This window comes from Rhodococcus sp. C1 (assembly GCF_020809065.1).
In the GTDB taxonomy this organism is placed as follows: domain Bacteria; phylum Actinomycetota; class Actinomycetes; order Mycobacteriales; family Mycobacteriaceae; genus Rhodococcus_F; species Rhodococcus_F qingshengii.
In genome coordinates this window covers 1,680,023-1,705,177 of sequence record NZ_CP078080.1, presented here as the reverse complement: position 1 = coordinate 1,705,177, position 25,155 = coordinate 1,680,023, and the positions used below count along the sequence as shown (strand labels likewise).

At 61.5% G+C, this 25,155-nt stretch carries 23 protein-coding genes; 11 read left to right on the top strand and 12 right to left on the bottom strand.

The window, feature by feature from the left end:
* Window positions 1–63: 63 nt before the first annotated feature.
* The 3 genes from metE to aceA all read right to left on the bottom strand — a co-directional run bounded on the left by metE (window position 64) and on the right by aceA (window position 4,832).
* Complete coding sequence (gene metE / locus KTR60_RS07870) at window positions 64–2,370, bottom strand: 5-methyltetrahydropteroyltriglutamate--homocysteine S-methyltransferase (RefSeq protein ID WP_003941510.1); 2,307 nt, start codon at window positions 2,368–2,370, stop codon at window positions 64–66.
* A gap of 91 nt (window positions 2,371–2,461) precedes the next feature.
* The gene (locus tag KTR60_RS07865) at window positions 2,462–3,358 is read right to left on the bottom strand and encodes a 3-hydroxybutyryl-CoA dehydrogenase (protein WP_003941541.1); all 897 of its coding nucleotides are present in this window, start codon (window positions 3,356–3,358) and stop codon (window positions 2,462–2,464) included.
* Window positions 3,359–3,542: 184 nt separating this feature from the next.
* Window positions 3,543–4,832, bottom strand: a complete 1,290-nt coding sequence (gene aceA, locus KTR60_RS07860; protein WP_003941533.1) for an isocitrate lyase — start codon at window positions 4,830–4,832, stop codon at window positions 3,543–3,545.
* A gap of 503 nt (window positions 4,833–5,335) precedes the next feature.
* Here aceA and KTR60_RS07855 point away from each other — a divergent pair.
* The 4 genes from KTR60_RS07855 to ramB all read left to right on the top strand — a co-directional run bounded on the left by KTR60_RS07855 (window position 5,336) and on the right by ramB (window position 9,218).
* Window positions 5,336–5,959, top strand: coding sequence for a serine/threonine protein kinase (locus KTR60_RS07855; protein ID WP_228402020.1), 624 nt, complete (start codon window positions 5,336–5,338; stop codon window positions 5,957–5,959).
* Window positions 5,960–6,038: 79 nt separating this feature from the next.
* Window positions 6,039–6,326, top strand: coding sequence for an FmdB family zinc ribbon protein (locus KTR60_RS07850; protein WP_037129638.1), 288 nt, complete (start codon window positions 6,039–6,041; stop codon window positions 6,324–6,326).
* Window positions 6,327–6,420: 94 nt separating this feature from the next.
* Entirely contained in the window at window positions 6,421–7,680 is a 1,260-nt protein-coding gene (fmdA, locus tag KTR60_RS07845; RefSeq protein WP_228402019.1) for a formamidase, read from the top strand.
* Window positions 7,681–7,805: 125 nt separating this feature from the next.
* The gene (ramB, locus tag KTR60_RS07840) at window positions 7,806–9,218 is read left to right on the top strand and encodes an acetate metabolism transcriptional regulator RamB (RefSeq protein WP_003941547.1); all 1,413 of its coding nucleotides are present in this window, start codon (window positions 7,806–7,808) and stop codon (window positions 9,216–9,218) included.
* A 5-nt stretch (window positions 9,219–9,223) separates the two neighbouring features.
* Here the strand turns inward: ramB and KTR60_RS07835 are convergent, their stop codons facing one another.
* The 9 genes from KTR60_RS07835 to KTR60_RS07795 form a co-directional block, all read right to left on the bottom strand.
* Window positions 9,224–10,246, bottom strand: coding sequence for an alpha/beta hydrolase (locus KTR60_RS07835; protein WP_083058865.1), 1,023 nt, complete (start codon window positions 10,244–10,246; stop codon window positions 9,224–9,226).
* Between the two features lie 131 nt (window positions 10,247–10,377).
* Complete coding sequence (locus KTR60_RS07830; protein WP_228402018.1) at window positions 10,378–11,397, bottom strand: alpha/beta hydrolase; 1,020 nt, start codon at window positions 11,395–11,397, stop codon at window positions 10,378–10,380.
* Between the two features lie 68 nt (window positions 11,398–11,465).
* Window positions 11,466–13,106 (bottom strand): class I adenylate-forming enzyme family protein, encoded by a 1,641-nt coding sequence (locus KTR60_RS07825; RefSeq protein ID WP_065352110.1) that lies wholly within the window; start codon window positions 13,104–13,106, stop codon window positions 11,466–11,468.
* 9 nt (window positions 13,107–13,115) lie between these two features.
* The gene (locus KTR60_RS07820; protein ID WP_047268870.1) at window positions 13,116–13,820 is read right to left on the bottom strand and encodes an ABC transporter ATP-binding protein; all 705 of its coding nucleotides are present in this window, start codon (window positions 13,818–13,820) and stop codon (window positions 13,116–13,118) included.
* A gap of 1 nt (window position 13,821) precedes the next feature.
* The gene (locus KTR60_RS07815) at window positions 13,822–14,595 is read right to left on the bottom strand and encodes an ABC transporter ATP-binding protein (RefSeq protein WP_228402017.1); all 774 of its coding nucleotides are present in this window, start codon (window positions 14,593–14,595) and stop codon (window positions 13,822–13,824) included.
* Window positions 14,592–15,620 (bottom strand): branched-chain amino acid ABC transporter permease, encoded by a 1,029-nt coding sequence (locus KTR60_RS07810; RefSeq protein ID WP_228402016.1) that lies wholly within the window; start codon window positions 15,618–15,620, stop codon window positions 14,592–14,594. The genes KTR60_RS07815 and KTR60_RS07810 overlap by 4 nt, the downstream gene beginning before the upstream one ends.
* Entirely contained in the window at window positions 15,620–16,495 is an 876-nt protein-coding gene (locus tag KTR60_RS07805) for a branched-chain amino acid ABC transporter permease (protein WP_003941557.1), read from the bottom strand. Before KTR60_RS07805 ends, KTR60_RS07810 begins: the two co-directional genes overlap by 1 nt.
* Before the next feature lie 15 nt (window positions 16,496–16,510).
* On the bottom strand, window positions 16,511–17,695 hold the full coding sequence (locus tag KTR60_RS07800; protein ID WP_228402015.1) for an ABC transporter substrate-binding protein: 1,185 nt from the start codon (window positions 17,693–17,695) through the stop codon (window positions 16,511–16,513).
* Between the two features lie 126 nt (window positions 17,696–17,821).
* Window positions 17,822–18,562: a TetR/AcrR family transcriptional regulator gene (locus KTR60_RS07795; protein WP_003941474.1), complete on the bottom strand. Its 741-nt coding sequence runs from the start codon at window positions 18,560–18,562 to the stop codon at window positions 17,822–17,824.
* A 267-nt stretch (window positions 18,563–18,829) separates the two neighbouring features.
* On the opposite strand from KTR60_RS07795, the gene urtA reads away from it, so the two are divergent.
* The 7 genes from urtA to KTR60_RS07760 all read left to right on the top strand — a co-directional run bounded on the left by urtA (window position 18,830) and on the right by KTR60_RS07760 (window position 25,054).
* On the top strand, window positions 18,830–20,086 hold the full coding sequence (urtA, locus tag KTR60_RS07790; protein ID WP_007735391.1) for an urea ABC transporter substrate-binding protein: 1,257 nt from the start codon (window positions 18,830–18,832) through the stop codon (window positions 20,084–20,086).
* A 54-nt stretch (window positions 20,087–20,140) separates the two neighbouring features.
* The gene (urtB, locus tag KTR60_RS07785; RefSeq protein ID WP_003941514.1) at window positions 20,141–21,025 is read left to right on the top strand and encodes an urea ABC transporter permease subunit UrtB; all 885 of its coding nucleotides are present in this window, start codon (window positions 20,141–20,143) and stop codon (window positions 21,023–21,025) included.
* Window positions 21,022–22,128 carry an urea ABC transporter permease subunit UrtC gene (gene urtC / locus KTR60_RS07780; protein WP_021333894.1) on the top strand — a complete coding sequence of 369 codons (1,107 nt, stop codon included), beginning with the start codon at window positions 21,022–21,024 and terminating at the stop codon, window positions 22,126–22,128. The genes urtB and urtC overlap by 4 nt, the downstream gene beginning before the upstream one ends.
* Window positions 22,125–22,961: an urea ABC transporter ATP-binding protein UrtD gene (gene urtD, locus KTR60_RS07775; RefSeq protein ID WP_064688302.1), complete on the top strand. Its 837-nt coding sequence runs from the start codon at window positions 22,125–22,127 to the stop codon at window positions 22,959–22,961. The genes urtC and urtD overlap by 4 nt, the downstream gene beginning before the upstream one ends.
* A gap of 3 nt (window positions 22,962–22,964) precedes the next feature.
* A complete protein-coding gene (gene urtE / locus KTR60_RS07770) occupies window positions 22,965–23,657 on the top strand; it encodes an urea ABC transporter ATP-binding subunit UrtE (protein ID WP_228402014.1) in 693 nt (230 codons plus the stop codon).
* Between the two features lies 1 nt (window position 23,658).
* A complete protein-coding gene (locus tag KTR60_RS07765) occupies window positions 23,659–24,348 on the top strand; it encodes a GntR family transcriptional regulator (protein ID WP_042923309.1) in 690 nt (229 codons plus the stop codon).
* Window positions 24,349–24,553: 205 nt separating this feature from the next.
* A complete protein-coding gene (locus KTR60_RS07760) occupies window positions 24,554–25,054 on the top strand; it encodes a hypothetical protein (protein WP_228402013.1) in 501 nt (166 codons plus the stop codon).
* Window positions 25,055–25,155: the final 101 nt, after the last annotated feature.

Sequence of the window (25,155 nt, the reverse complement as noted above, 5' to 3'; positions counted from 1 at the left end):
CCTACCCGTGCATGGAGGGACCTGCAACTCGCAGGCCCCTCCATGACTTGTTCTTTACGTGACTTACCCGGCGTCGCGCTCGGCTTGCTCGGCCCGACGACGCAGGCGCCTCGCGGCCGCAACCATATTGCGCAGCGAAGGCTCGAGTTGCCACGGATGGCGGGTCTTGAGGCCGCCGTCCGGGTTTGCCCACAAGCGATCGAGAGAGATCGATTCGCTTGCCTCAGTGAGCAATTCGTCGAGTTCGTCGATGTCGGGAATCCGAGCCGAGCGAGATTCGTAGACACCGGGGCCGACGCCGTGCGTGAGCGCGCCTTCCTTGAGTGCTTCGAGAACCCACGTGATGGAGCGGGTCGCGACGATAGCCGTCACATCGGCGTCCAACCGTTCGATGGCGTCGACCACCGACGACCGAGCGGAGTACGTCAAATGTGTGTGGATCTGTGTTTCCGGCTTCGCTCCACCTGTTGCCAGACGGAACGCGTCGACGGCCCACTCCAGGTAGGCCTCCCGGCCGTCCTCACGCAGTGGCAGCAGTTCACGAATTGCCGGTTCGTCCACCTGGATGATGGCGATTCCGGCAGCTTCGAGATCCGCGATTTCGTCTCGAATGACAAGTGCCAGTTGCTCTGCCGTTTCGTAGAGCGGCTGATCCTGGCGAACGAACGAACGGGCGATCATGGTGACCGGACCCGTCAGCATGCCCTTGACCGGCTTGTCGGTCAGCGACTGCGCGTACGCGATCCACTCGACCGTCATCGGCTTCGGACGTGCGATGTCGCCGTAGAGAATCGGCGGACGCGTGCAACGAGATCCGTAGGCCTGAACCCAACCGTTGTGCGTGAAGGCATAGCCCTCGAGCAGTTCGGCGAAGTACTGGACCATGTCGTTGCGCTCGTGCTCGCCGTGCACGAAAACATCGAGACCGATGTCCTCTTGCAGACGGATTGTGCGCTCGATCTCTTCCTGGATGCGCTTGTAGTAGTCGTCCCACTCCAAACGCCCCTGGCCGAGTTCGTAACGAGCCTGGCGAATCGCGTCGGTCTGCGGGAACGAACCCAGTGTCTGGGCCGGCACCAACGGCAGATTCAACCGTTCCTGCTGAGCCTTACGACGCTCCTCGTACGGTGCACGCACACGATCTTCGGGCTTGATCGCGTTCACCCGAGCACGGACAGCGTGCTTGAGCTTGAAGTGCACCTTCGTCGGACGCTTACGCCACTTGTCCGAAGGACCTTCGGTGAGCGCCTTCGCCAGTGAGACGACTTCGCCGACCTTCTGCTTCGCAAAAGCCAGACGGTCTGCGACGTCTCCCGGAATGTCGTACTCGGAGAGCACGTCGTACGGCACGTGCAGCAGCGACGACGACGTGGAGACGACGAGGTCAGGCACAACGTCTTTGAGTTCGTTCAGGTACGTCAAGGTGTTGAACCGGTCGACGCGCCAGACGTTGCGACCGTCGACGACGCCCGCGTAGATGCGCTTGCGCTTGATGTTCGGCACCGCGGCCAGTTCCTCGGCCGTGATCTTGCCGTGCACCAGGTCCAGACCGAAGGCTTCGATCTTGGTGGGCGCCAAGATGTTGAGGGCTTCGCCGAACTTGCCGTACGGACCCGTCACCAACAGGCGCGGGCGCAGCGGGGCCGTCGAAAGCTTCTCGTACGCACGTCCCAGAGCGGCTAGCTCCTCGGGGGTGCGGTCCTCGGTGACCGAAGGCTCGTCCAACTGAACACAGGTCGCACCGGCCTTGGCGAGCTGCTCGAAGAGCTTCTCGTACTCGGGCAGGAGCGCGTCCAACAGGTCGAGCGGGGTGAAGTTCGGATCGGACTTCTCGGTGGCAGGTCCGACCTTCGAAAGCAGAAGCAGCGAGACGGGCCCCATGATGACGGGGCGCAATTCGATGCCGCGCGCCTTCGCACGTTCGAACTCGTCGAGAAGTGCATCCGAGTTGAGCGAGAACACTGTGTTCGCGTCGATCTCGGGCTGACGGTAGTAGTAGTTCGTACCGAAGAAGCGCACCAGCTCGAGAGGCGGGAAGTCCGGGCGGCCGCGGGCCATCGTGAAGTAGAAATCGAGCGGCTCGAGGGCGCCCTCGAGCGGCTTGAACCGCTCCGGCACTGCGCCGAAGAGCAGCGCATTGTCGAGCACGTGATCGTAGAAGGAGAAGGTGTTGCCGGGAACCTGGCTCAATCCCGTCGCAGCCAATTCGCTCCAGGTCGATTCCTGGAGTTCCTTGGCGACCGCGAGAAGTGCGTCCTTGTCCGAAGTGCCGTGCCAGTAGGACTCGAGGGCGCGCTTGAGCTCACGGCGCGGCCCGATGCGCGGATACCCCAGGACGCTGGAGCCGAATGCTGCAGTGCTGCTGGACATGCGGTCGACCTTTCTAACCGAGGGGCGCGAGCGCCCTGTGCGCCTTTGTGGTAGCCGGAACTACCAGAAAGGCGCACAGGGGCGTTGGGCCTTAGCTTGCCTGCTTGGTGGAGCGACCGTTGTCGGCGTACTCGTAGAAGCCCGCGCCGGACTTCTTGCCGGTCAAGCCGGCTTCGACCATACGCAGGAGCAACGGCGGAGCGGAGTACAGCGGCTCCTTGAACTCTTCGTACATGGAGTCGGCGATGGACTTGACGGTGTCGAGTCCGACCAGGTCCGTCAGAGCCAGCGGACCCATGGGGTGCGCGAGGCCGAGAACCGTTGCCTTGTCGATGTCTTCCTTGGTCGCGAAGCCCGACTCGACCATGCGGATCGCCGAGAGCAGGTACGGCACCAGGAGTGCGTTGACGACGAAGCCGGAGCGGTCGGCACTGCGGACGACCTGCTTGCCGAGGATGTCGCTGGCAAAAGCCTCGGCGCGCTGCGAGACGGAGGCACTGGTCTTGAGCGTCGTCACCAATTCGACGAGCGGCAGAACCGGAACCGGGTTGAAGAAGTGCATGCCGATGACTCGCTCGGGACGCTTGGTCGAGATGCCGAGCTTCATGATCGGGATCGACGACGTGTTGGACGCGAGAACCGCATCTGGGTCCGTCACGACCGCGTCGAGCTCGGCGAAGATTTCGCTCTTGATCTTCTCGTCTTCGACGACGGCCTCCACGACGAGCTGGCGGTCCGCGAAATCTCCCAGATCGGAGGTGAAACGCAGACGCCATGCGGCCTGCTCACGCTCACGTTCTGTGATCTTTCCGCTGCTCACGCCGCGGTCGAGCGAACGCAGGATGCGTGAACGCCCGGCTGCTGCAAGCTCGCGAGTCTGCTCGAAGACCAGAACATCGACATGTGCGCGGGCGCACACCTCGGCGATTCCGGCACCCATGATTCCGGCGCCGATAACGCCGACGCGCTGAATTTTTTCGCTGGTCACGTCAGCTCCTTGTTTGTCTCGTGGAGTTTGTCTGGTGAAGGTGTTGCAAAACAAGCACTTCGAACTGCGTCGACGCTGGTGGCCGACGCAATCGGAACTGCCTTGAAGACGAGAGAAAGTAGTGCGGTGATACAAGCAGGGGAGAGACCCGAAGCCGAGCCTCTCCCCCACCCGAAGTCAGTTCTTAGTGGAACTGTCCCTCTTCGGTGGAGCCCTTGAGAGCTGCCGTCGAGGTGTTGGGGTCAACGGTGGTGGCGATGGTGTCGAAGTAGCCGGCGCCAACCTCACGCTGGTGCTTGATGGCGGTGAAGCCACGCTCTTCGGCAGCCTTGAACTCGCGCTCCTGCAGGTCGACGAATGCCGTCATGCCTTCGCGGGCGTAGCCGTAGGCAAGGTCGAACATGCCGTAGTTGAGCGAGTGGAAGCCGGCCAGCGTGATGAACTGGAACTTGAAGCCCATTGCGCCGAGCTCCTTCTGGAACTTCGCGATGGTCGCGTCGTCCAGGTGCGCCTTCCAGTTGAAGGAAGGGGAGCAGTTGTAGGCCAGGAGCTGGTCCGGGAATTCGCTGCGAACGGACTCGGCGAACTTCTTTGCAACCTCGAGATCCGGCACGCCGGTCTCCATCCAGATGAGGTCTGCGTACGGTGCGTAAGCCTTGGCGCGAGCGATGCAGGGCTCGATGCCGTTCTTGACGCCGTAGAAGCCTTCAGCCGTGCGGGTTCCGTCGAGGAACGGGCGGTCACGCTCGTCTACGTCGGAGGTGATGAGGGTTGCGGCCTCAGCGTCGGTGCGGGCGATGATGACGGACGGAACGTCCGCGACGTCGGAAGCCAGGCGAGCCGAGGTCAGGGTGCGGATGTGCTGCTGCGTGGGGATGAGCACCTTGCCACCGAGGTGGCCGCACTTCTTCTCCGAAGCGAGCTGATCCTCCCAGTGGACACCGGCAGCGCCGGCGCCGATCATGGCCTTCTGCAGCTCGTAAGCGTTGAGAGCGCCACCGAAGCCGGCTTCGGCGTCGGCAACGATCGGAGCGAGCCAGTTGCTGACGGAGGTGTCACCCTCGGTCTTGGCGATCTCGTCGGCGCGCAGCAGTGCGTTGTTGATGCGACGAACGACGGTCGGAACCGAGTTGGCCGGGTAGAGGCTCTGGTCCGGGTACGTGTGGCCCGAGAGGTTAGCGTCGCCGGCAACCTGCCAACCGGAGAGGTAGATGGCCTTCAGGCCGGCGCGAACCTGCTGCACAGCCATGTTGCCGGTAAGTGCACCGAGGGAGTTGATGTAGTCCTCGTTGTTCACGAGATCCCACAGGATCTCGGATCCGCGACGAGCGAGGGTCTGCTCCTCGACGACGGTGCCCTGGAGCTTGACGACCTGATCGGCCGTGTAGTTACGAGTAACGCCCTTCCAGCGAGGGTTGGTGTCCCAATCCTGCTGGAGCTCAGCTGCGGTCTTCGGGGTGCCGGTGGTCGACATCAAGACTCCATCTCTTTGATCTGCTGGTCCGGCCTGTTGTGAGCAGTACGTGCGTACTACTTCACATACTTGCCAGGCCCTTCTTGTGTACTTACCGAGAATGGCACATCGAAAAAGTGCCGTCTACCTGTTGCTAATGCCAATCTTCGCTACCTTTTCAACACACTTTGCTAAGTCTGTGAAGATTCCTACGCGGCTGGTACTACCCAATCGGACAGGTTCCATACTGGCGAGTAGCAAAGAAACCGCAGGCTGTGAACGAAATGCACTCAACTCCGCCGCTTGCGAATTCGGGCAGTTCGCACGCCACTCGGAACAGGCCCGTCCGCTACTTCGGAGCCAACTTCACTACCCGCGAGTGACCGCAATCACTCCTCGGCACCAGCCTTCGCTAGGACAATTCCGGGATCTACCCCTGGGAAAGCCGGAGACAACCCGTTCGCCGGCCATATGCTGTCGAACCATGACTTGTCGTTCGACGCCCCCGACCGGGCGATAAAGCGGTGCCGGACAACTATCAGCGGCCACCGAACAACCAGGCATGGTCGCAATCCGGTCCACAGCCGCCGCAGTTGGGCTACCGAGCCGCGCCGCAGTCGTATCCCCCGCCCCAGGGATTCCCGCCTGCACCGCCACGTGGAAATCCGCCGCCGCGTCGGGCCGGCTGGGTGATTCCGGTATCCGTAATCGGAGTCATCACTGTGTTGGCTCTCTTCGGCGGGCTTGCCTGGGTCCTCTGGCCGAAGGACGTCCCCAACTCGGCCGCCGGTGGCGCCGCCCACACCACCATCAGCGCCGCGAACACACCCGGCACCACGACAACCGCTCCCAGCACGACATCCCCGACGACCACACGCGCCGCGAACTTTCCGGCCGGTGCGTCCGCCTGCCCCGGCGGGCAGCCGGCCGGAAGTTACAAGGAGTCCGCGACAAGTGGGGGCAAAACTTCATGTGAGTTTGCCGAGGCGGTTCGGATCGCCTACGGGAACTCCGGTGCAACCGGTGCATCCAGCACCGTGTCCGCACGTAGTCCGGTGACCGGCAAGGAGTACACGATGGCATGCAAGGTGACCTCCGGCATCGTCACCTGTACCGGCGGAGACAACGCGGTTGTGTACTTGCGCTGACGGGCGCAATTGCGGCATCGGCAACCCGGTGCGTGTCGTTCCAGTGTCGCACTTACGGATCCTCCGATAGCGTGACCGCATGCCTCTGTACGAGTTTCGCTGTACCGGCTGCGGCCCGCTCGAGCGGTCGTTCGCGATGGCCGAAGTGCCCCAGTCGATTACTTGCCCCCAGTGCAGTCTCGAGTCCAAGCGGGTGGTCTCGTCTCCCCGGTTGAGTCACGCGTCGTCGGCCGCGATGGGTCTACTGGACAGCACTGCTCGATCGGCTCACGAGCCTGCCGTGGTCAGTGGGTCGCTACCCGGCCGCGGCCGGCAATCTGCCCCGACGACGTCCAATCCGTTGCACCGCAAGCTACCTCGCCCCTGAGCGTCCTCACCGCGCGTCCTCGCCATGAGGCCCGATCCGACACGAAAGTCCTGCCGCCACGAGTTTTCCGTTTCTTCGAGAATGAGGAGTGCATATGCCTGAACTGCTGTTTCCACTCGATTCCGCCAAGAAATTCACCGACCAGGCAATCGTCGGCCACAATCGGTGGCACCCGGACATCCCAGCGGCGGTGACAGTGAAACCCGGTGATGCGTTTCGTGTCCATTGCCGCGAATGGTTCGACGGCGCAATACACAACGACGACTCAGCCGACGACATTCTCAATGCACCACTGACCACGGTCCACACGCTGTCCGGCCCCTTTGCCGTCGAAGGCGCGAAGCCCGGCGACCTCTTGATCGTCGACATCTTGGATATCGGGCCTATCCCCCAAGAAGATTCGGGTCCGTTGGCCGGCCAAGGCTGGGGGTACACGGGCATCTTCCCTCGGAACAACGGCGGCGGCTTCCTCACCGAACAGTTCCCCGATGCGTACAAAGCCGTCTGGGATTTCTCCGGCCAAACGGCGACGTCGCGTCACATTCCGCAGGTCTCGTTCACGGGCATCGTCCACCCGGGACTCATGGGCACGGCTCCGTCGGCAGCCTTGCTCGCCAAGTGGAATGCCCGCGAGGGCGCCCTCATTGCCACCGATCCCAATCGGGTTCCCCCGCTTGCACTTCCGCCCGAGCCCCGCGATGCAGTACTGGGAACCTTGACCGGTGACGAGTACACACGCGTGGCCGGCGAGGCGGCGCGCACCGCTCCCCCTCGCGAGAACGGTGGAAACCAGGACATCAAGAACCTCACCAAGGGCAGCCGAATCTTCTATCCGGTATTCGTGGACGGTGCGAATCTGTCGGTCGGCGATCTTCACTTCTCCCAGGGCGACGGAGAGATCACTTTCTGCGGTGCCATCGAGATGGGCGGCTTCATCGATCTTCGTGTGGACATCATCAAGGGCGGAATGGATACCTACGGCGTTTCCGAGAACGCCATCTTCATGCCGGGCAACACGGATCCGCAGTATTCCGAGTGGCTTGCGTTCTCGGGCACTTCCGTCACGTTGGACGGCGAACAGAAGTACCTGGATTCACATCTGTCCTACCAGCGTGCGTGCCTGCATGCGATCGAGTATCTGACCAAGTTCGGGTACGCGCCAGAGCAGGCGTACCTGCTACTCGGCGCGGCGCCGATCGAGGGCCGCCTGTCGGGTGTCGTGGATATCCCCAACTCGTGTTCGACGGTCTATCTCCCGACTGCGATCTTCGACTTCCCCCTTGCACCCTCGTCGAGCGGGCCGTTCCAGATCGATCCCGGAATCGGCGCCCCGCGTTCGGAGAACAGGGTCTAGGCCTCCGGCCCCGTGAGTGGTTAGGGAGTGCCGAGGCTCCTCAACCACTCACGGGGGCGGAGCCCCTGTGCGAAGACTGCGAACCCACCTTTGCGAAGCCGGACTGTCACTCGTATCCTGGGAAAATGTCGAAAACCTTTGTCGGTGTCCGGCTCCGCCAACTGCGGACCGAGCGCGGGTTGAGTCAGGCTTCGCTGGCCAAGACGCTCGAGATCTCGGCAAGCTATCTCAATCAGATCGAGCACGACGTCCGGCCACTCACCGTGCCGGTTCTCCTGCGAATCAGTGAAGTCTTCGGTGTCGACACCACCTTCTTCTCCCCGCAGGACGACACACGCCTGATCGCGGAAATGCGTGAAGTTGCCCTCGATCAGGAGATGGGTATCGACGCCGACGCCCACGAAATCGCGGAGATGGTCTCCACCCACCCGGGCCTGGCCAAGGCGATGGTGAACATGCATCGCCGCTTCCGCAACACGACGGCCCAGCTCGCCGCAGCTACGGAGGACCGTTTCTCGGACGGCAGCGGCAGCGGTTCGATCACCATGCCGCACGAGGAAGTGCGCGACTACTTCTATCAGCGACAGAACTACATCCACGATCTCGACACCGCAGCCGAAGAACTCACGGCCCGGATGCGCTTTCACCGTGGCGACGTCGCCGGCGAGATCGCCAGACGCCTCGAGTCCGTCCATGACGTGCAGATCGTTCGACGAGTCGACTTGGGCGAGAACATACTTCATCGCTACGACCCGGACACCAGGGTCCTGGAAATTTCCGCACGACTCTCCGGCGGGCAACAGGTCTTCAAGTTCGCGACAGAACTCGCATACCTCGAGCATGGCGACCTGCTCGACTCGTTGGTGGCCGAGGGCAACTTCACCAGCGAAGCGTCGGTCTCCCTGGCGAAGCTTGGTTTGGCCAACTATTTCGCCGCGGCCACCGTGCTGCCCTACAGCCAGTTTCACGAGGTTGCCGAGGACTTCCGGTACGACATCGAGCGTATGTCTGCCTTCTATTCCGCGAGCTACGAGACGATCTGCCACCGCCTCTCGACCCTGCAGCGCCCCAAACTTCGCGGGGTTCCGTTCATGTTCGTGCGTGTCGATCGTGCCGGAAACATGTCGAAGCGTCAGTCCGCCACCGGATTCCACTTCTCTACCAGCGGCGGTACGTGCCCGCTGTGGAACGTCTACGAGACGTTCTCGTATCCGGGCAAGATCATGCCTCAGATCGCGCAGATGCCCGACGGTCGTCGATACCTCTGGGTTGCGCGCACGGTCGAACGTCGAGCGGCTCGATACGGACAGCCCGCAAAGATCTTCGCCATCGGATTGGGATGCGAGATTCGACACGCCCACCGACTCGTCTACAGCGACGGTCTGGATCTGGACGAGTCGAATCCGGGAACGCCGATCGGCTCGGGCTGCCGTGTCTGCGAACGCCTCAATTGTCCGCAGCGTGCCTTCCCTCCGTTGGGTAAAGACCTCGACATCAGCGAGCACCGGAGTTCGATTTCGCCGTACGTGATTCGCTGACCGCGCTAACGCACGTGGTCGCGCAGGAACGCGACTGTGCGATCGAACGCGATCATCCCGTCCACGGTGTCGAGGTCGAACTGATATTCGTGGTCGAGTGCAGGCTCGTGATCGTCCGGGTAGAACAGTGCATCTACCTCGACGCCCAGATCGGCGAGCCGTTCTGCCATGGGTTTCGACTGGCTGGCAGTCAGCGGGTCGATGTTTCCGCCGGTGATGAACGTCGATGGAAAGGTCGAGGTGACGTGCCCGAGTGTCGACATCTGACCCACTGCAGTCGACCCGTCGAAGTCTCTTGTTCCGAGGTATCCCCACAGCGATTGCTTGTCGACGCCCCAACCGAGGTACTTCCCCTGTGACAGCAACGGTTTCAGATCGTAGACCCCACAGTCGAGGACAACTCCGCGTATCTGCTCGGGACGTAATGCCGGCTCCACACCCATTTCCGACGCGTAGTCAGGGCTGGTCATGACGGTCGCCAACTGACTGGACAACTGCGCGCCTGCCGAATCTCCGGCAAGAAAGAGGTTGTTCGAATCGACATGCAACCTGTCCGCATTGCTCACGATGAATCGATACGCGTCGTTAAGCTGATTCACTGCGGTGGGGTAATACGCGTCCGGCCCCAGTGAATAGTCCACCGAAATCACAGTGAACCCTTGATCGGCCAGTAGTTTGTAGTAACCGTCGGTGTCGGTTTTCGAACCCGCTATCCAGCCGCCGCCGTGCACCCAGACCACCGTCGGTAGCGCCGAAGTGGACTCCGACGGGTAGTAGACGTCGAGTTGTGCATCGTCGTCGCCTTCGCGGTACGACTGATCGAGGACCGAGACGATTCCTGATGGTGCATGTCTGTCGAGTTGTGCGTGTGTCGCTTCGGAGCCACCCGCTGACATCCACCGTACGACGAGAACTCCTGGCCACGGACTGACGAGTGCCGCGGTTACCCCGGACAGCAGAATGACGACGAATACCGCCGCGGTTCCGACAATGCGCCTTCGCCGTCTGTCGGGGGAAGACGCGCGCACAACAACTCCTGGGGTCGGATCGGATTCACCCAGGCTAGACCAAAAGGACTAGTTGAGAATTCCCTGGCAACGCACCCGCGGAGCTTTGTCCAAAATGACCATTTTCGCAGTGGTTCACCACAATCCGACATTTAGCCGGTATGAGCCTCGAGAAACTGAACCGTGCGATCGAGCGCAGTGAGACCGTCGGCATTGTCCAGATCGAACTGATACTCGTGACCGAGCGCCGGAACGTGATCGGCCGGATAGAACAGTGTGTCGACCGCAACTCCCAACCCGGTCAATTTGTCAGCCATCGGTTTCGACTGAGAATCCGTCAACGGATCGGCGTTGCCGCCGCTGATGTAGGCAGGCGGAAATCGATCGCTGACGTAGTTCAAGGTCGACATCTGATCCGCTGCGTCGGTACTCATGAAGTCACGCACGCCGGTATACGCCCAGAGGGACCGATCAACTCCCCAACCGATGATGCCGGGTCCGCCGACCATGTTCCCGACGTCGTAGATTCCACAGTTCAGGATTACTCCACGTAACTGATCCGGCCGCAGCGACGGGACCACGCCCACACGGTTCGCATAGGCGGGATCAGTGATGAGAGTGGCGAGCTGACTCGAGAGTTGCGCTCCCGCAGAATCACCCGCCAGAACGATCTTCGTCGGATCAACATGCAGCCGTTCCGCATTCGCGACGACGTACGCGTGAGCGTCGTTGAGCTGCCGCACTGCCGTCGGATAGTGGTGCTCAGGTCCGAGTGAGTAGTCCAGGGACACAACTGTGTAGCCACGCGAGGCCAGCAACTCGTAGTACGGCGCGTAGTTGGACTTGCTTCCCGAGATCCAGGCACCGCCATGAGTCCAGATCACCGTAGGCAATGCGGTCGTCGTCGCTGCGGGAAAGTAGACATCCAGGTATGCGTCGTCGTCATCGGCGCGGTACTGCTGGTCCTTGATCGAGTCGACGCCTTCGGGCGCGTGCTTCTCGAGCGCCTCGGTGACTTTCACGGCATCACGATCGAAGACCCATCGCACGGTGAGTGCGCCAGGTCTCGGGCTCAGAACGAAGGCCAGAACCACGGCTCCGACCAGAACGAACACAATTGCCAGAGCCCACAGCAAGCGCCTGCGCCACCGATGCGGTGAAGGGTTCGTCATCGGGTTTCCTTCACTCTCGGCACAATGTCCGGATCAGCGTAACGCGAAGCCGGTACCGCCAAGTGCGATCAGCCGAGTTCAGCGATCCGCCTCTGCGCGAGTGCCTTGACTTCACCCTTGGCTACTTTGCCGCCTGCCGCCATCGGCAATTCGGCGACCGTCATCACGTACTCGGGTATGTACTCGCGGGTCACTCCTCGGCTCTGCAGCCAGGCGGTCAGATCCTCCGAACTCAGATCGTCATCGGCGGACACGACGACCGCACAGACCTTCTCACCGAACAGCGGATCGTCGACCCCGACCACGGCGACCAACTCCACCGAAGGGTGCGCGCGCACGTACTCCTCGACTTCGACCGCGGAGATGTTCTTGCCGCCACGAATGATGATGTCGGCTTTGCGCCCGACCACACGCACCCGTCCTGTCTCGTCGATCTCGACGATGTCGCCGAGAAGCATCCAACCGTCATCGGTGTACAACTCGTCGTTCGCATCGGTGTCCCCCCAATAGCCCTGACACATCAGCGGTCCGTTCACCCCAGGCTGACCGCGGCGGACGGAGCCGGTCATTTCCTTTGCCGCATCGTCGAATACACGAACTTGCATGCGATCGATGACGTGGCCGCACGTCTTCAGTCGGGTGTCGGAATCGTCCGAAACCGTCGTCACCGAGACGGCGCCGGTTTCGTTCGATCCGTAGAACTGCAGGACAGCCGCTCCGGTACGTTGTTCGAATGCCAGCGCCTCCGAATAGGGCACGGCTTCACCACCGGTGAACATGAAACGAAGTGACGAGAGATCGGCCGATTCCGCGGCCTCCGAACGCAACAGCATCTTGAATTGTGTACTCACACAATTCAAAGCAGTCACCCGTTCGCGCTCGATCAACTCGATCATCACCGAAACGTCGAAGCGTTCCATGACGACATTGCGAGCACCGAGTAGTGCCGGCAGGAAATGCGAAGTCCAGAGGCCGAATCCGAAAGGTGCTGGAACCGCGCCGAGGAACACCTCATCCGAACCGATCGCCGCCGCCTCGGCGGCAATCTCGGAGAAACCAACCCAACGATCCTCGGTTTGTGTGACCAGTTTGGGTAGGCCCGTTGTGCCGGAGGTCGAGTTCAGCATCGAAACGGCTGACGTGACAAAACACGGACTGGTTGCGGGGAACTGCTTTGGCTCGACCGGCAACGAGGTGAGTTCGCCGTTTGCGCTCACGCGTTCGAAACTCACGTCGGCGCGTTCGTCGGCGAAGACGACGTCCAGTCCGGGATGCTCTGCCCGCAGACTCGCCACGAGTTCGGCGGTATCGACGCCGCGCAGCGTGCGAGTGGTGACGAGTACGGAGGCTTCCGAGCGGGCGATCAGATGAGAGATCTCGCGAATGCCCGAGCGCGAACCGATTCCGACGGCGACGCGGCCGGTACGAAATGCTGCGCAGAGAGCCGCATGGAATACAGCGGTGTCGGGGAGCAACACGGCTACATGTCCGTATCCCTCACCAGCTAGATCCAGCGCCGACGCGATCGCATCGGCAGCCGCGTCGTACTGCTTCCACGACACCCTCGATTCCGGAGTGACAAAGGCGGTTTCGTCCGGGATGGTCTCAGACCAATGCCTGACCATTTCGCTGATGCTGACGCCGGCGAAGCGGTCCGGATTCGTGGCGAATTCACCGACGGTGAAGTCGAGTGTCTTCGTTTCAAGCATGATCGTCGATCATCTCCCGTCGGCGCTGAGGACGCCCATCGATTGTTTGTACGCGTTGTCCAGTGTCGCTGCGGAATCGCATTCGCGGACGAGTTCGCCGCGCTGCATGACATATCCGCGGTCGACAACCGATTTCAGTGCAGTAAGTGCCGGTTCCGTCACGATGACGGTCACACCCTCGGCGGCCAGACCCCCGACCAATGCTCGCAGCTCCGCGACGATTTTCGGTGCCAGTCCGGTCATCATCTCGTCGAGTAGCAACACCTTCGGGGTTTCCAGAAGGGCCCGCCCCAGAACCAACATCTGCTGCTCACCACCGCTGAGGACCCCGGCATAACTCTCCGAGCGTTCACGCAGGATCGGGAACCTCTCGAAAGCTGTTTCCACGGCTTCGGCTTTCAATCCCAGCAGGTCTGCGCCCACGCGTAGATTCTCGCGAACGGACATTCGCATGAACAGTTGCCTGCCTTGGGGAACGTAGGCAAATCCGCTGCGGACACGATCCAGTGCCGATAATTTCTGGATCTCTCGACCATCGAATTTCATTGTCCCGGTGGCGGGAACCGAGCCGTAGATGGATCCCGCCAAGCTGGTCTTGCCTGCACCGTTCGGCCCGACGATCGCTGTCACTTCACCGGCGGGAGCGGCAAGGGAGACTTCCCGGACGGCGACAGCGGATCCGTATCGAACTGTGACTCTGTCGAGTTCGAGCATGTCAGGCGCCTTCCTCGTATTCGGAACCGAAATAGACTTCTCGCATCGCGTCGCTGGCCAAGCACTCCTGCGGTGGTCCGTAGAACGCCACTGATCCGAAACTGAGCAGCACGATCTTGGTTGCGAGCGCCGCGATGAGATCGACGTTGTGATCAACCAGGACTACTCCTTTGCCCTGCGCGGCAATCGATCGCACGGCACCGGAGATGGCAGCGATGCCGTCGTGATCCGCGCCGGCAAACGGTTCGTCCAACAGGAGGACTTCGGGTTCGGTCGCCATCGCCCGCGCCACCTCGACCAGACGCTGCGCCCCCAAACTGAGATCCCCGCAAGCACTCTCGACGTCGGTGACCGAGTATCGCGCAGCAATCTCCCGGGCCCGCTGTGCTGTCCGGTCCCAGTTCTCGAAAGGTCCTTTGATCGCCCACCACAGCGAGTGCAGAGGTGAGGTGATCTTGTGCCCGTACAGTCCCGGGATGATGTTGTCGACGGCGTCGAGTTCCGCCGCGAGCTGCGGATGTTGAAACGTGCGCGAGAGCCCTTGCCGTGCACGGCGCTCCGACGGCCCGGTCAAGGGAGCACCCGCGAGCGCGACGGTTCCGGAGTCTGCTTGCTGAGTGCCGAAGATGCAGTCCACCAGTGTGGTCTTGCCTGCCCCGTTCGGGCCGACCAGTCCGATCACCTCTCCCGGTCCGACGCTGAACGAGACATCGTCGACAGCGCGGACGCCGCCGTAGGACTTGTGGAGCCCGCTCACTTCGAGTAGCCGAGTCATCGATTGCCACGCTCCTTGTACAGACGGTTCATTCGACCCAGAACGTTCTGACTCCACCCGATCACCCCACCAGGCGCGACGATGAGGATCACCAGGACGGCTCCGGCAAGCAGGAGTTCGCCACTTCCCTGGTACCCGGGCATGTTCAGCGTCACGATCACCACGATCAATGCACCGAGCGGAGCACCCCACGCCGAACTGCGACCGCCGATGATCGGCATGAAGATCGCAAGGAAAACAATACTGAGAGTGAAGGTTTCAGGAGTGACAGCTTGCACCGACACGGTGAACAGCGATCCGCCGGTCGACGCGATCGCGGCACCGATCGCCAGCGCCACAACGGTCAGGTGCGCAGGATTGACGCCGGAAGACCGTGCGACATTACGATTGTCGCGGGCAGCTTGCAACATCAGCCCCCACACCGATTTCCGGAGTCGATCGACAGCGACCGCGATCAGACACACGAACAAGATCGCGAACACGACCAATGCGTAGCGCGGTGGCTCCCAGCCGAACATCGTCACAGTCTCGACGCCCGAGATCCCGGCCGATCCGCCGGTGAAACTCGGCCCGTCGATCAACCAGTGCTCGAAAGCGATACCGAACAACAAGGTCACCGCGGCAAGGTAGAAGCCGGAGAGTTTCTGCGTTGCCAAGCTGAGGAGTGCTGCAACCGCTGCAGCGGCGAGGGCGCCGAGAATCCATCCCCACCACATCGACAACCCGGTCCGAACCGAGATCAGCGCAACGGCATACGCGCCGATCGCCGCATACGCGCTGTACGCCATCGACAGTGATCCCGCGAGCACGAATGGCACGTACATGCCGAGTGCGATCAGCGAATACGTCGCAGCGAGGAACACCAGATCCTGCCGGTACAGACTCGGCCCCATCCACAGCAGCACGGCAGCAACCACGACCACGGTGATCAGCGCTTCTCGTGACAGGGCGAGCATCCTCGTCCGGGAACGGCCGGATGTAGTGGGCGGATTTGACGTCAGCGGACTGGTAGAAAGCGAGGCCATCAGACGCGAACCTTCCTCGAGAGCAAGCCTTCCGGACGGAAAGCGAAGAACACCAGGGCAATCAACAGAATCGCGGTTTGAGCAGCACTCGCACCGAAGTAGTACGGGGCGAATACCTGGACGACGCCCAACACCATTCCGCCGATCAGCGGAGCCCAACTTCGGCCGGTACCACCGATGACGAGTGCGATGAATGCCGTCAGCGTCCAGGACAGACCGCTCGTGAACTGAACACCGGCCTTGGGAGCGAACAGAAGTCCGGCGACGGCGGCGATCACACCCGCGAGGGTGAACGCGATGAGGCGTACCCGATCCACCGGCAAGCCCAGGACGCGGGCGGCATCCGGATTGTCGCCGACGGCGCGAAGCAGACGGCCCGAGGTGGACCGGTTCAGCCACAGTCCGATACCGACGAAGATCACGGCAGTTCCGACGACGAGTACAACGGTCGAACTGTCGACGGTGGCACCGAGCACCGATATCGGATCGAAGTCGAAGATCTTCTGTCCGGGAAGTGGTGTTCGGCCGAAGACCGTGCCGGCGAGCTGCTGGATCCCGAACAGTACTGCGGTCACCGCCACCAACGCCGGTAGTTCCCCACGACCCGAACGCTTCTGAACCTGTTTGACCACAAGCTTTTCCGTCAGGATCGACAGCGCCACCGCTACCGCGATCCCCAGCGGCATGGCAATCCAGAGAGCGAGCCCGTAATTGATCGCGACCCAACTCGACGCCATGGCCGCAGCCATCGCGTACGGGCCCATCGCAAAGTTGAAGAAATCGGCGCCGACCACCACGAGATACATTCCGAGGGCTATCAGTGAGAAGAATGCACCGATCTCGATGGCTGCGAGCCACAGTTGTGCGTCTGTCATGTCAAGGCTCCTCGGTTATCCGCACGGGGGTTGGTAGGAATCCCACGGATGGGCCGGCTTGTTGTCCTCACCGAATTCGACGAGCACCAGTCCGCAGAGGCTGTCCGGAGCCAGGTGATCCTGCGAAGAAAACGACAGTGTCAATCCGTCCTGGCCGAAGCTGGCGGGAAGTGCCGAAACCTGTTGAAGAGCATCACGAACGGCCGTCCGATCTCGGTGGTCGCCGGCAATTTCGATTGCCTCGGCCAACATCATGACGGCGTCGTACGCCTGTGCGTCGTAGGCGGTCAGTTGATAATCAGGCCCCTTCACCGCCTGCACCTTGCGACGCAGTTCGGCGGTTCTCGGGTTGTTCTCACTGAGCGAGCCCATGTACACCATGCCGCTCAACGCCTTCGAGTCCGCCAAAGCCCAAGATGCGGGCTGGTTTCCGATGGAAGCGAGTGAGAAGCGTTGCGTCTGCGGGGTGACCTTCGACAAGGTGTTGTGCGCGAGGATTTCGAAGTGCCCGCCGATACTGGCGACCAGAATCGCGTCCGGTTCGGTTTCCGCGAGACGTGAGACCTGTGCGGTGATGTCCGCGGCATCGACCGGCGCCTTTTCGACGCCCGTCACTATCGCGCACTTCTCGAGCGCCGGCCGCAGGGTCTTGATGATTCCGTCGATGGACGCACTCGCGTCACCGAGAATTCCCAGGGACTTGTACCCCATCTTCTCGAAAGCCCCGCAGTACACCTGGGCGTACTGCTTCAACGAGTTCGGAATCATGAACGAGAAGTCGTTGTCGGGCGCCGAGGCAAAGGCGTCGCTGAGAACGACCGGAGCTATCGCAGGAATCTTCGACTGCTGGAGAATCGACTTGGCCTGCAGCACCGACCCGCTGCCCGTGGCGAGGATGACCGCACTGGACCCGTGATCGACCAACTTCCGAATGATCGACGGGGTCTTGGTGGGACTGCTCTCGTCGTTCTCGACAACCAATTCGACTTGCTTACCGTTGATTCCGCCCGCCTGGTTGATCAGGTCGACGGTCATCCGCACCGTCTTGCCGGCGATCGTGCTGTACGACGCACCGGGCCCGGTGGAGTCCTCGTCCAAACCGATGACGATGGTGTCTTCGGGAATGACACCGGCAGATGCGCACGCGCTCGCCCCGAGGACCACTGCCGCGCAGACGGCGATCGCCTTTCCGAGTCTCACATCGAACTCCCGTCCAAACTGTGCTTGGTAAATCAAACAAGCGCTTGATTTACGAGTGTGGACAGAAGTATGCACTGGGTCACACTGATAGTCAAAATCCGAACTACACGCGCAGGAACTGCGGTGTTACGGCTTCTGCAGCTGCCGGATCGACGAGCTGAGTTCGCGAATGACGGACTTCAATTCGTCGACATCAGAGCGGAGTTCGGCAAGGTCCGAGTCGGGAGATTCGGTCTGCGCTTCCTTCTTCGCCGTGCGCCGCGCAATGCGTGCCACCGGCTCGCCGTCGACGGAACGTGCGGCAAAGCCGTCCAGGAAAACCGAAATCAGATTGCGCTGCAGATCTTCGGCCAATTCGGAAAGCTGCGGGCGATACTGCGCGACGGTGGACCAGACGGATTCACGCAGGAGACGGTGAAACTGTTCGGGATCGATGTCTTCCCGAAACTCCGCGTCGGCAATTCCGCGAGCGATAGCCGATCGCCAGTAGCTGTGTGCCTTCTGAACCAGGATGGTGATGGGCGCGTCCGCCGGTTGCGACGAAAGTATGGCTTCTCCCTGATAGACCTCCGTGGCATACGGGTGATCCACCGCCGAGGCAAAAGAGACCGACACCATCGTGGCCAGGCGATTTCGAGCCGAACCTTCCGGTTCGATCGAGTCCTCGTACCGGACGTTGAGATCTTCGAGGAACCGGACGACGATCTCGTTGGCTATCGCATCCTTGGAGTCGAAGTAGTGATAGAGGCTGCCGGAGAGGATCCCGACTTCGTCGGCGATGTCTCGCACCGTCGTCGCGGCGATCCCCCGCTCACTGAACAGCTTGGCCGCATGAGCGAGTATTTCGTCCCGTCGGGTCGAGCGCACGAGAAGATCCTTCCGACGTTCCGATCGTCAAGCGAGTGCTTGATCAATTTCTCGTCGATGCTAACACCGCACCCTCGCTGACCTGCGGTGTGAGGTCCTGGACACCCAATCGAAACACCGGACACACACTTGTCACCGACAGTCATTCCACCGCAACAACTTCCACCTACTCTGTGCACTCGACGAATACAGCGTTGTATACGCACTCCGGATACAGATCTGTCAGAGCCATTGTCTGCCAGAGCCATCGACACGAAAGGCCCGTACATGCGAACCTTCTCGAAGCGCACCCTTGCCGCGCCGGCCGCTCTCGCCGCGCTGGGCTTGGTTCTCACCGGCTGCGGAAGCAAGGCAACAGACACCGCATCGGGAGATTCGACGGCTACGTCGTGCGTCGACACCTCGGGGGACACGATCAAGGTCGGTTCCCTGAATTCACTCTCGGGCACCATGGCCATCAGTGAAGTGACGGTCCGCGACTCCATCTCGTTGGCGGTGCAGGAGATCAACGATTCCGGCGGTGTACTGGGTAAGAAGATCCAGATCGTGGCAGAGGACGGCGCGTCGGAGCCGACAGTGTTCGCCGAGAAGGCCGAGAAACTTATCAGCAGCGATTGCGTCGCAGCAGTTTTCGGTGGCTGGACCTCCTCGAGCCGCAAGGCCATGCTGCCCGTGTTCGAGGACAACAACTCTTTGCTCTACTACCCGGTCCAGTACGAGGGACTGGAAGATTCGAAGAACATCTTCTACACGGGCGCAACGACCAACCAGCAGATCATCCCGGCTCTGGATTACCTGAAGGAGAAGGGCGTCAAGTCGCTGTATCTGGTCGGCAGCGACTACGTGTTCCCGCAGACCGCCAACCGCATCATCAAGGCGTACGCGGCAGCGAACGGCATCGAGATCAAGGGCGAGGATTACACGCCTCTGGGTTCGACCGACTTCTCCACCATCGTGAACAAGGTCCGCACAGCCGACGCCGATGCCGTGTTCAACACACTCAACGGCGATTCCAACGTTGCATTCTTCCGTGAATACTCGAATGTCGGCCTGAAGCCCGCCGACATGCCCGTCGTCTCCGTCTCCATTGCGGAGGAAGAGGTCGGTGGTATCGGAGTCCAGAACGTCGAAGGCCAGCTGACGGCGTGGAACTACTACCAGACCATCGACTCCCCCGAGAACAAGAAGTTCGTCGCGGCGTACAAGGCGAAGTTCGGCCAGGACAAGCCCACGTCCGATCCGATGGAAGCGGCATACACCTCCGTCTACCTCTGGAAGAACACCGTCGAGAAGGCCAACTCGTTTGCGGTCAAGGATATTCAGGACAACGCCGACGGTGTGACCTTCCAGGCGCCCGAAGGACTCGTCACCATCGACGGCGACAACCACCACATCACCAAGACTGCCCGGATCGGCGAAATCCGTTCCGACGGACTGATCTACACGGTCTGGGATTCGGGACAGCCGATCGAGCCGGATCCGTACCTGAAGAACTACCCCTGGGCTGAGGGGCTCGGTAGCTGATCGACGAAAGGCGGAATTGACGGAATCGACGAGTAGAGAGGTGGAGCGTCTGTCATGGATGTTGTGATCGGGCAGTTGTTCACGGGTTTGAGTATCGGATCGATTCTCCTGTTGGCAGCGTTGGGGTTGTCTCTCACGTTCGGGCAGATGGGTGTCATCAACATGGCACACGGCGAGTTCATCATGGCCGGCTCGTACACCGCATACGTAGTGCAGCAGGTGATCTCGAATGCAACGGGATCGTTGATCATTTCTCTGCTCGTCGGTTTCGTCGTCGGCGGACTGATGGGTGTCGTGCTCGAAGTGGTCCTGGTATCGCGGATGTACCACCGACCCCTCGACACGCTGTTGGTGACATTCGGCGTCGGATTGATCCTTCAGCAGTTGGCGCGCGACATCTTCGGCGCGCCGGCAGTCAATGTTTCGGCGCCGAGCTGGCTTTCGGGCGGGGTCGATATTTTCGGCGCCGTGGTGCCGAAAACCCGCATCTTCATTCTGGTGTTGGCGATCGCAGCGGTGATCGCACTTTCGGTCGCACTGAAGCAGTCGTCGATGGGTAGACGCATCCGGGCCGTCGTCCAGAATCGCGATCTGGCCGAGACGAGCGGAATCTCCTCTCGTCGTACGGACATCACGACCTTCTTCCTCGGTTCCGGGCTCGCCGGCGTCGCGGGTGTCGCGTTGACGCTCATCGGTTCCACCAGCCCGACCATCGGCCAGTCCTATCTGATCGACGCCTTCCTGGTTGTTGTCGTCGGCGGTCTCGGTCAGATGAAGGGAGCCGTGATCGCAGCCTTCGCCCTCGGCATCTTGAACTCGTTCATCGAGTACTCGACGACAGCGTCGATCGCGAAGGTGATCGTGTTCGTCATCATCGTCGTCTTCCTTCAAGTTCGGCCGCAGGGCCTGTTCGCAGTCAAGACGAGGAGCCTCGTATGAGCATCCTGAACAATTCCCGAATTCGGGTGTGGGGCGGTTTTGCACTTGCCGCGATCGTGCTGTTCGCCATCGCCCCGGCTGTGCTCTCGGACTTCAGGCTGTCACTGTTGGCCAAATTCCTGTGCTTCGCCATAGTCGCTGTCGGCATCGGCTTGGCTTGGGGCAGAGGCGGAATGCTCACGCTCGGCCAGGGCGTCTTCTTCGGAATCGGCGCATACGTGATGGCGATGCACCTCAAGATCGCCGATGCCGAACTCAAAGGCGACGCGGTCCCGGACTTCATGTCCATCGCCGGCAAGACCGAACTGCCGGGATACTGGCAACCGTTCGCCTCGCCATTCGTGGCGATCTTCGCCATCCTTTTCCTGCCGGCCGCTGTTGCCTTTCTCCTCGGACTCGGTGTGTTCAAGCGGAGAGTCAAGGGCGCGTACTTCGCGATCCTCTCGCAGGCACTCGCCGCGGCTTTCGCGATCCTCTTGATCGGCCAGCAGTCGATCGGTGGCAGCAACGGCCTCAACCGCTTTCGCACGTTCTTCGGTTTCAACCTCAACGATCCGGCGAACAAGCAGATGTTGTTCTTCATCGCCGCCGGAGTTCTTCTCGCATCGGTCGCTCTGATTCGCCAGCTGATGAACTCCCGATACGGCGAACTCCTCGTCGCCGTCCGCGATCAAGAGGAGCGCGTACGTTTCCTCGGATACGATCCGGCGAACATCAAACTGGTCGCCTACGTGACCGCGGCGTTCCTCGCCGGTATCGCCGGTGCGCTGTTCGTTCCGATCGTGGGCATCATCTCCCCCGCCGACGTCGGGATCGTTCCGTCAATCGCCTTTCTCATCGGGGTCGCGATCGGTGGCCGCGCAACGCTTCTGGGTCCGGTACTCGGTGCGATCGGCGTCGCGTGGGCGCAGTCGACATTCTCGGAGAAACTCCCTTCGGGATGGATCTACGCACAAGGGTTGATGTTCATCGTCGTGGTCGGATTCTTCCCGGCAGGTGTGGCCGGATTGTTCGCCCTGATGCGCCACCGCAAGAAGCGTGAGACCCCGGCCGACCCGCCGGTCAAGGTCTCCCAACCCGAACCAGTGGAGGTGTCGTCATGACCAACACAACCGCCACCAGCGAACCCACACCGGCACTGGGTGGCAACGCCGGAATGTCGTCCGAGTACCTCGAAGTACGAAATCTTTCGGTCAGCTTCGACGGTTTCAAGGCCGTCGACGGCGTCGACTTGACCCTCATGCAGGGCGACCTGAGGTTTCTCATCGGCCCGAACGGGGCTGGAAAGACAACGTTGGTCGACGCCATCACCGGACTCGTTCCCGCGACGGGTTCCATCACGAAGTCCGGCGAGCAACTGCTCGGCAAGAAGGTTCACAAGATCGCCCGCCTCGGCGTCGGGCGAACCTTCCAGACGGCAAGCGTCTTCGAAGAGCTCTCGGTGCTGCAGAATCTCGACATCGCGGCCGGAGCCGGCCGATCACCGTGGAACCTGCTCAGAAAACGCAAAGGTGTGCTTCCCGAGATCGAAGAGGCGCTGGAGACAACCGGGTTGGAGCACCTCAGAGACACTCCCGCGGGCATTCTGGCGCACGGGCAGAAACAGTGGCTCGAGATCGGAATGTTGTTGGTACAGAACTGTTCCGTGCTACTACTCGACGAGCCCGTCGCTGGGATGAGCCTGGAGGAGCGCGAGGAGACCGGGAACCTTCTGCGGCGCATCGGCGGTGCGCGAACCGTCGTCGTAGTCGAGCACGACATGGACTTCATGCGATCCTTCGCCACGTCCGTCACAGTGCTCGCCGCTGGGAAAGTACTCGCCGAAGGAACTGTGGCGGAGGTCCAAGCCGACCCCAAGGTGCAAGAGGTCTACCTCGGCACAGCCGCTGCCGGAACCGATCTCGGCGCCGACACCGAACCGACCCCGGAGGACTGAATCATGCTCGAACTCGTCGACATCCGCGCCGGCTACGGACGTACCGAAGTGATCCACGGCGTTTCCTTGCTGGTTCCCAGCGACGGGGTTGCGGCAGTCATGGGTCACAATGGTGCGGGTAAAACCACCTTGCTACGCGCCGCCGTCGGTCTGATCAAACCCACACGGGGAAAGGTACTTCTGAACGGTGAGGACATCACCGTTCTACGGCCGAGCGCCCGCGTCGCTCGCGGACTTGCCTACGTACCGCAGGGTCAGCAGTCGTTCGGACAACTGACAACTGCCGAGAATCTTCGGGTGGTCGCCGACGGGCGCAAACGCGGAAAGGCACTCATCGCAGAGGCATTGGATCTGTTTCCCGCACTCACCACGCTCCTCGACCGTCGCGCGGGACTTCTCTCCGGTGGGCAGCGACAACAGCTTGCCATCGCTCGCGCCCTGATCACCGAGCCCAAGATCCTCATTCTGGACGAACCAACCGAGGGCATTCAGCCCAACGTGGTCGCCGAAATCGAAAGAACCGTCATGGAACTCACCGAGCGCGGCGATCTCGGTGTCCTCCTCGTAGAGCAGCACATCGGTTTCGCGCTCCAATCTGCTCAGCATTACAGCATTCTCGCGGCCGGACACGTGACCTCGACCGGTGAGGGCGGCACCACGTCCACCGAGGCGGTTCGTCGAGCGATGGCAATCTGACATGAGTGTGCGGCCGCCGCTGCGCGAACAGGTTTACCGGTCGATCCGAAACGATCTGATGTCCGGTCAGATCGCGCCCTCGGAACGACTGGGCGAGGAACGCCTGGCCCATCTCTACGGTGTCTCGCGAACACCGGTGCGCGAAGCGCTCGCGAAGTTGGAATCCGACGGGTTGGTCGAGCGCGACGAACACGGCCTCTTTCCGTACCGACCGCACCTCGACGAGTTGGGTGGCCTCTACGAGCTGCGCATACTCCTCGAGGTACACGGACTTCGGCGGGTACTCGACGGTGAGGCCCCCGCTCATGATCGAGACGCGCTCGGTTCCGAACTCGACAAGTGGTACGCATTTCTCAAACAGATGCCGGTACCGGACGCCGGTTTCGTGACGCTCGACGAGGAGTTCCACATCGCGCTCCTCGCCTCGTCCGGAAACCATGCGTTGGTCGACGCCTTGCAGGCCGTCAACTCGAAGCTGCGCCCCGTGCGGATGTTCGACTACCTGACTCCCGACCGTATGAAGGCCACCGTGGAGGAACATATCGCCGTCGTCGAGCTGGTTCTGGACGGCAAGATTCCGCAAGCGCACGAGGCACTGGTATCGCACATCGACATCTCTCGTGCGGTTGTCCTCGACCGTGCTCGTCAGGCCCTCTCGTTGGCCGCTATGGCCAATGCCGTGCGTAACTGATCAGCGTCGTGTCGCTGACTTCAGGGTGAAGACTTCGGTGACGTGGTCTCTCGTCAGGGGGACCAGCAGATACTCCCCCGCTACGGTTGGCTGCGGGCCGAGTACAGAACCGGGGACCGTACCCGTTGTGCCGTCCGAGCATTCGACTGCAACTTCGCTCGTGTAGTCCGCATCAGGCGCAACGTCGCAGGAGAGTCCGGTATCCGTGGTGAAGGCGGAGATGCTCGAATCGGCGGGGCCGTGGATCGCTGTCCCGATTGGATCCGCCGGCGCCGGTGTGCTCGTAGTTGGTGTAGCCGTCGTTGTCGGGGTTGCTGTCGATGTCGGGATTGCTGTCGATGTCGGGGTTGCTGTCGGTGTCGGCACAGACGCGGTGGTCGTCATCCCTGCAGTGTTCTCAGCTGCCGTGGTCTCAGCTGCCGTGGTCGAAGAAGTCGTCGATGACGGGGGTTCGCTCACCGAAGTAGACGTCGGGCTGACCGCACGCGCAGCAAATCCGGTTGGGAGGCTCAGCGGCGTGACCGGGTATGTCGCGCTGCCAATTCCGCATTGGGCCGTTACAAGATTGAATGTCACGTTTGTGGTGCCCAGTATCTGCGCCCCCAGAATCGCAAAAGCTGCCATCGAAAGACTCACGCTCAGCGTCGATTGCGCCGTTGTTGCCGTGGACGTTCGCGTGCTCACGAGCTTGATGTTCGTGTATTGAATCGTCGCCAAGCCAGCGGCGTTCACAGTGGCGTCCGCCCCTGTTACCGTCACCGATGCGTTCTCGGCAGGCTGTGGAATCGTGAGGACGCGAGATCCCAC

Excerpts from the sequence above, each read along its gene's own strand:
- metE (WP_003941510.1), bottom strand. The coding sequence starts at position 2,370 with ATGTCCAGCAGCACTGCAGCATTCGGCTCCAGCGTCCTGGGGTATCCG.
- aceA (WP_003941533.1), bottom strand. The coding sequence starts at position 4,832 with ATGTCGACCACCGGCACCCCGAAGACCGCAGCTGAGCTCCAGCAGGAT.
- KTR60_RS07850 (WP_037129638.1), top strand. The coding sequence starts at position 6,039 with ATGCCTCTGTACGAGTTTCGCTGTACCGGCTGCGGCCCGCTCGAGCGG.
- fmdA (WP_228402019.1), top strand. The coding sequence starts at position 6,421 with ATGCCTGAACTGCTGTTTCCACTCGATTCCGCCAAGAAATTCACCGAC.
- ramB (WP_003941547.1), top strand. The coding sequence starts at position 7,806 with ATGTCGAAAACCTTTGTCGGTGTCCGGCTCCGCCAACTGCGGACCGAG.
- KTR60_RS07830 (WP_228402018.1), bottom strand. The coding sequence starts at position 11,397 with ATGACGAACCCTTCACCGCATCGGTGGCGCAGGCGCTTGCTGTGGGCT.
- KTR60_RS07825 (WP_065352110.1), bottom strand. The coding sequence starts at position 13,106 with ATGCTTGAAACGAAGACACTCGACTTCACCGTCGGTGAATTCGCCACG.
- KTR60_RS07820 (WP_047268870.1), bottom strand. The coding sequence starts at position 13,820 with ATGCTCGAACTCGACAGAGTCACAGTTCGATACGGATCCGCTGTCGCC.
- KTR60_RS07815 (WP_228402017.1), bottom strand. The coding sequence starts at position 14,595 with ATGACTCGGCTACTCGAAGTGAGCGGGCTCCACAAGTCCTACGGCGGC.
- KTR60_RS07810 (WP_228402016.1), bottom strand. The coding sequence starts at position 15,620 with ATGGCCTCGCTTTCTACCAGTCCGCTGACGTCAAATCCGCCCACTACA.
- KTR60_RS07805 (WP_003941557.1), bottom strand. The coding sequence starts at position 16,495 with ATGACAGACGCACAACTGTGGCTCGCAGCCATCGAGATCGGTGCATTC.
- urtA (WP_007735391.1), top strand. The coding sequence starts at position 18,830 with ATGCGAACCTTCTCGAAGCGCACCCTTGCCGCGCCGGCCGCTCTCGCC.
- urtB (WP_003941514.1), top strand. The coding sequence starts at position 20,141 with ATGGATGTTGTGATCGGGCAGTTGTTCACGGGTTTGAGTATCGGATCG.
- urtC (WP_021333894.1), top strand. The coding sequence starts at position 21,022 with ATGAGCATCCTGAACAATTCCCGAATTCGGGTGTGGGGCGGTTTTGCA.
- urtD (WP_064688302.1), top strand. The coding sequence starts at position 22,125 with ATGACCAACACAACCGCCACCAGCGAACCCACACCGGCACTGGGTGGC.
- urtE (WP_228402014.1), top strand. The coding sequence starts at position 22,965 with ATGCTCGAACTCGTCGACATCCGCGCCGGCTACGGACGTACCGAAGTG.
- KTR60_RS07765 (WP_042923309.1), top strand. The coding sequence starts at position 23,659 with ATGAGTGTGCGGCCGCCGCTGCGCGAACAGGTTTACCGGTCGATCCGA.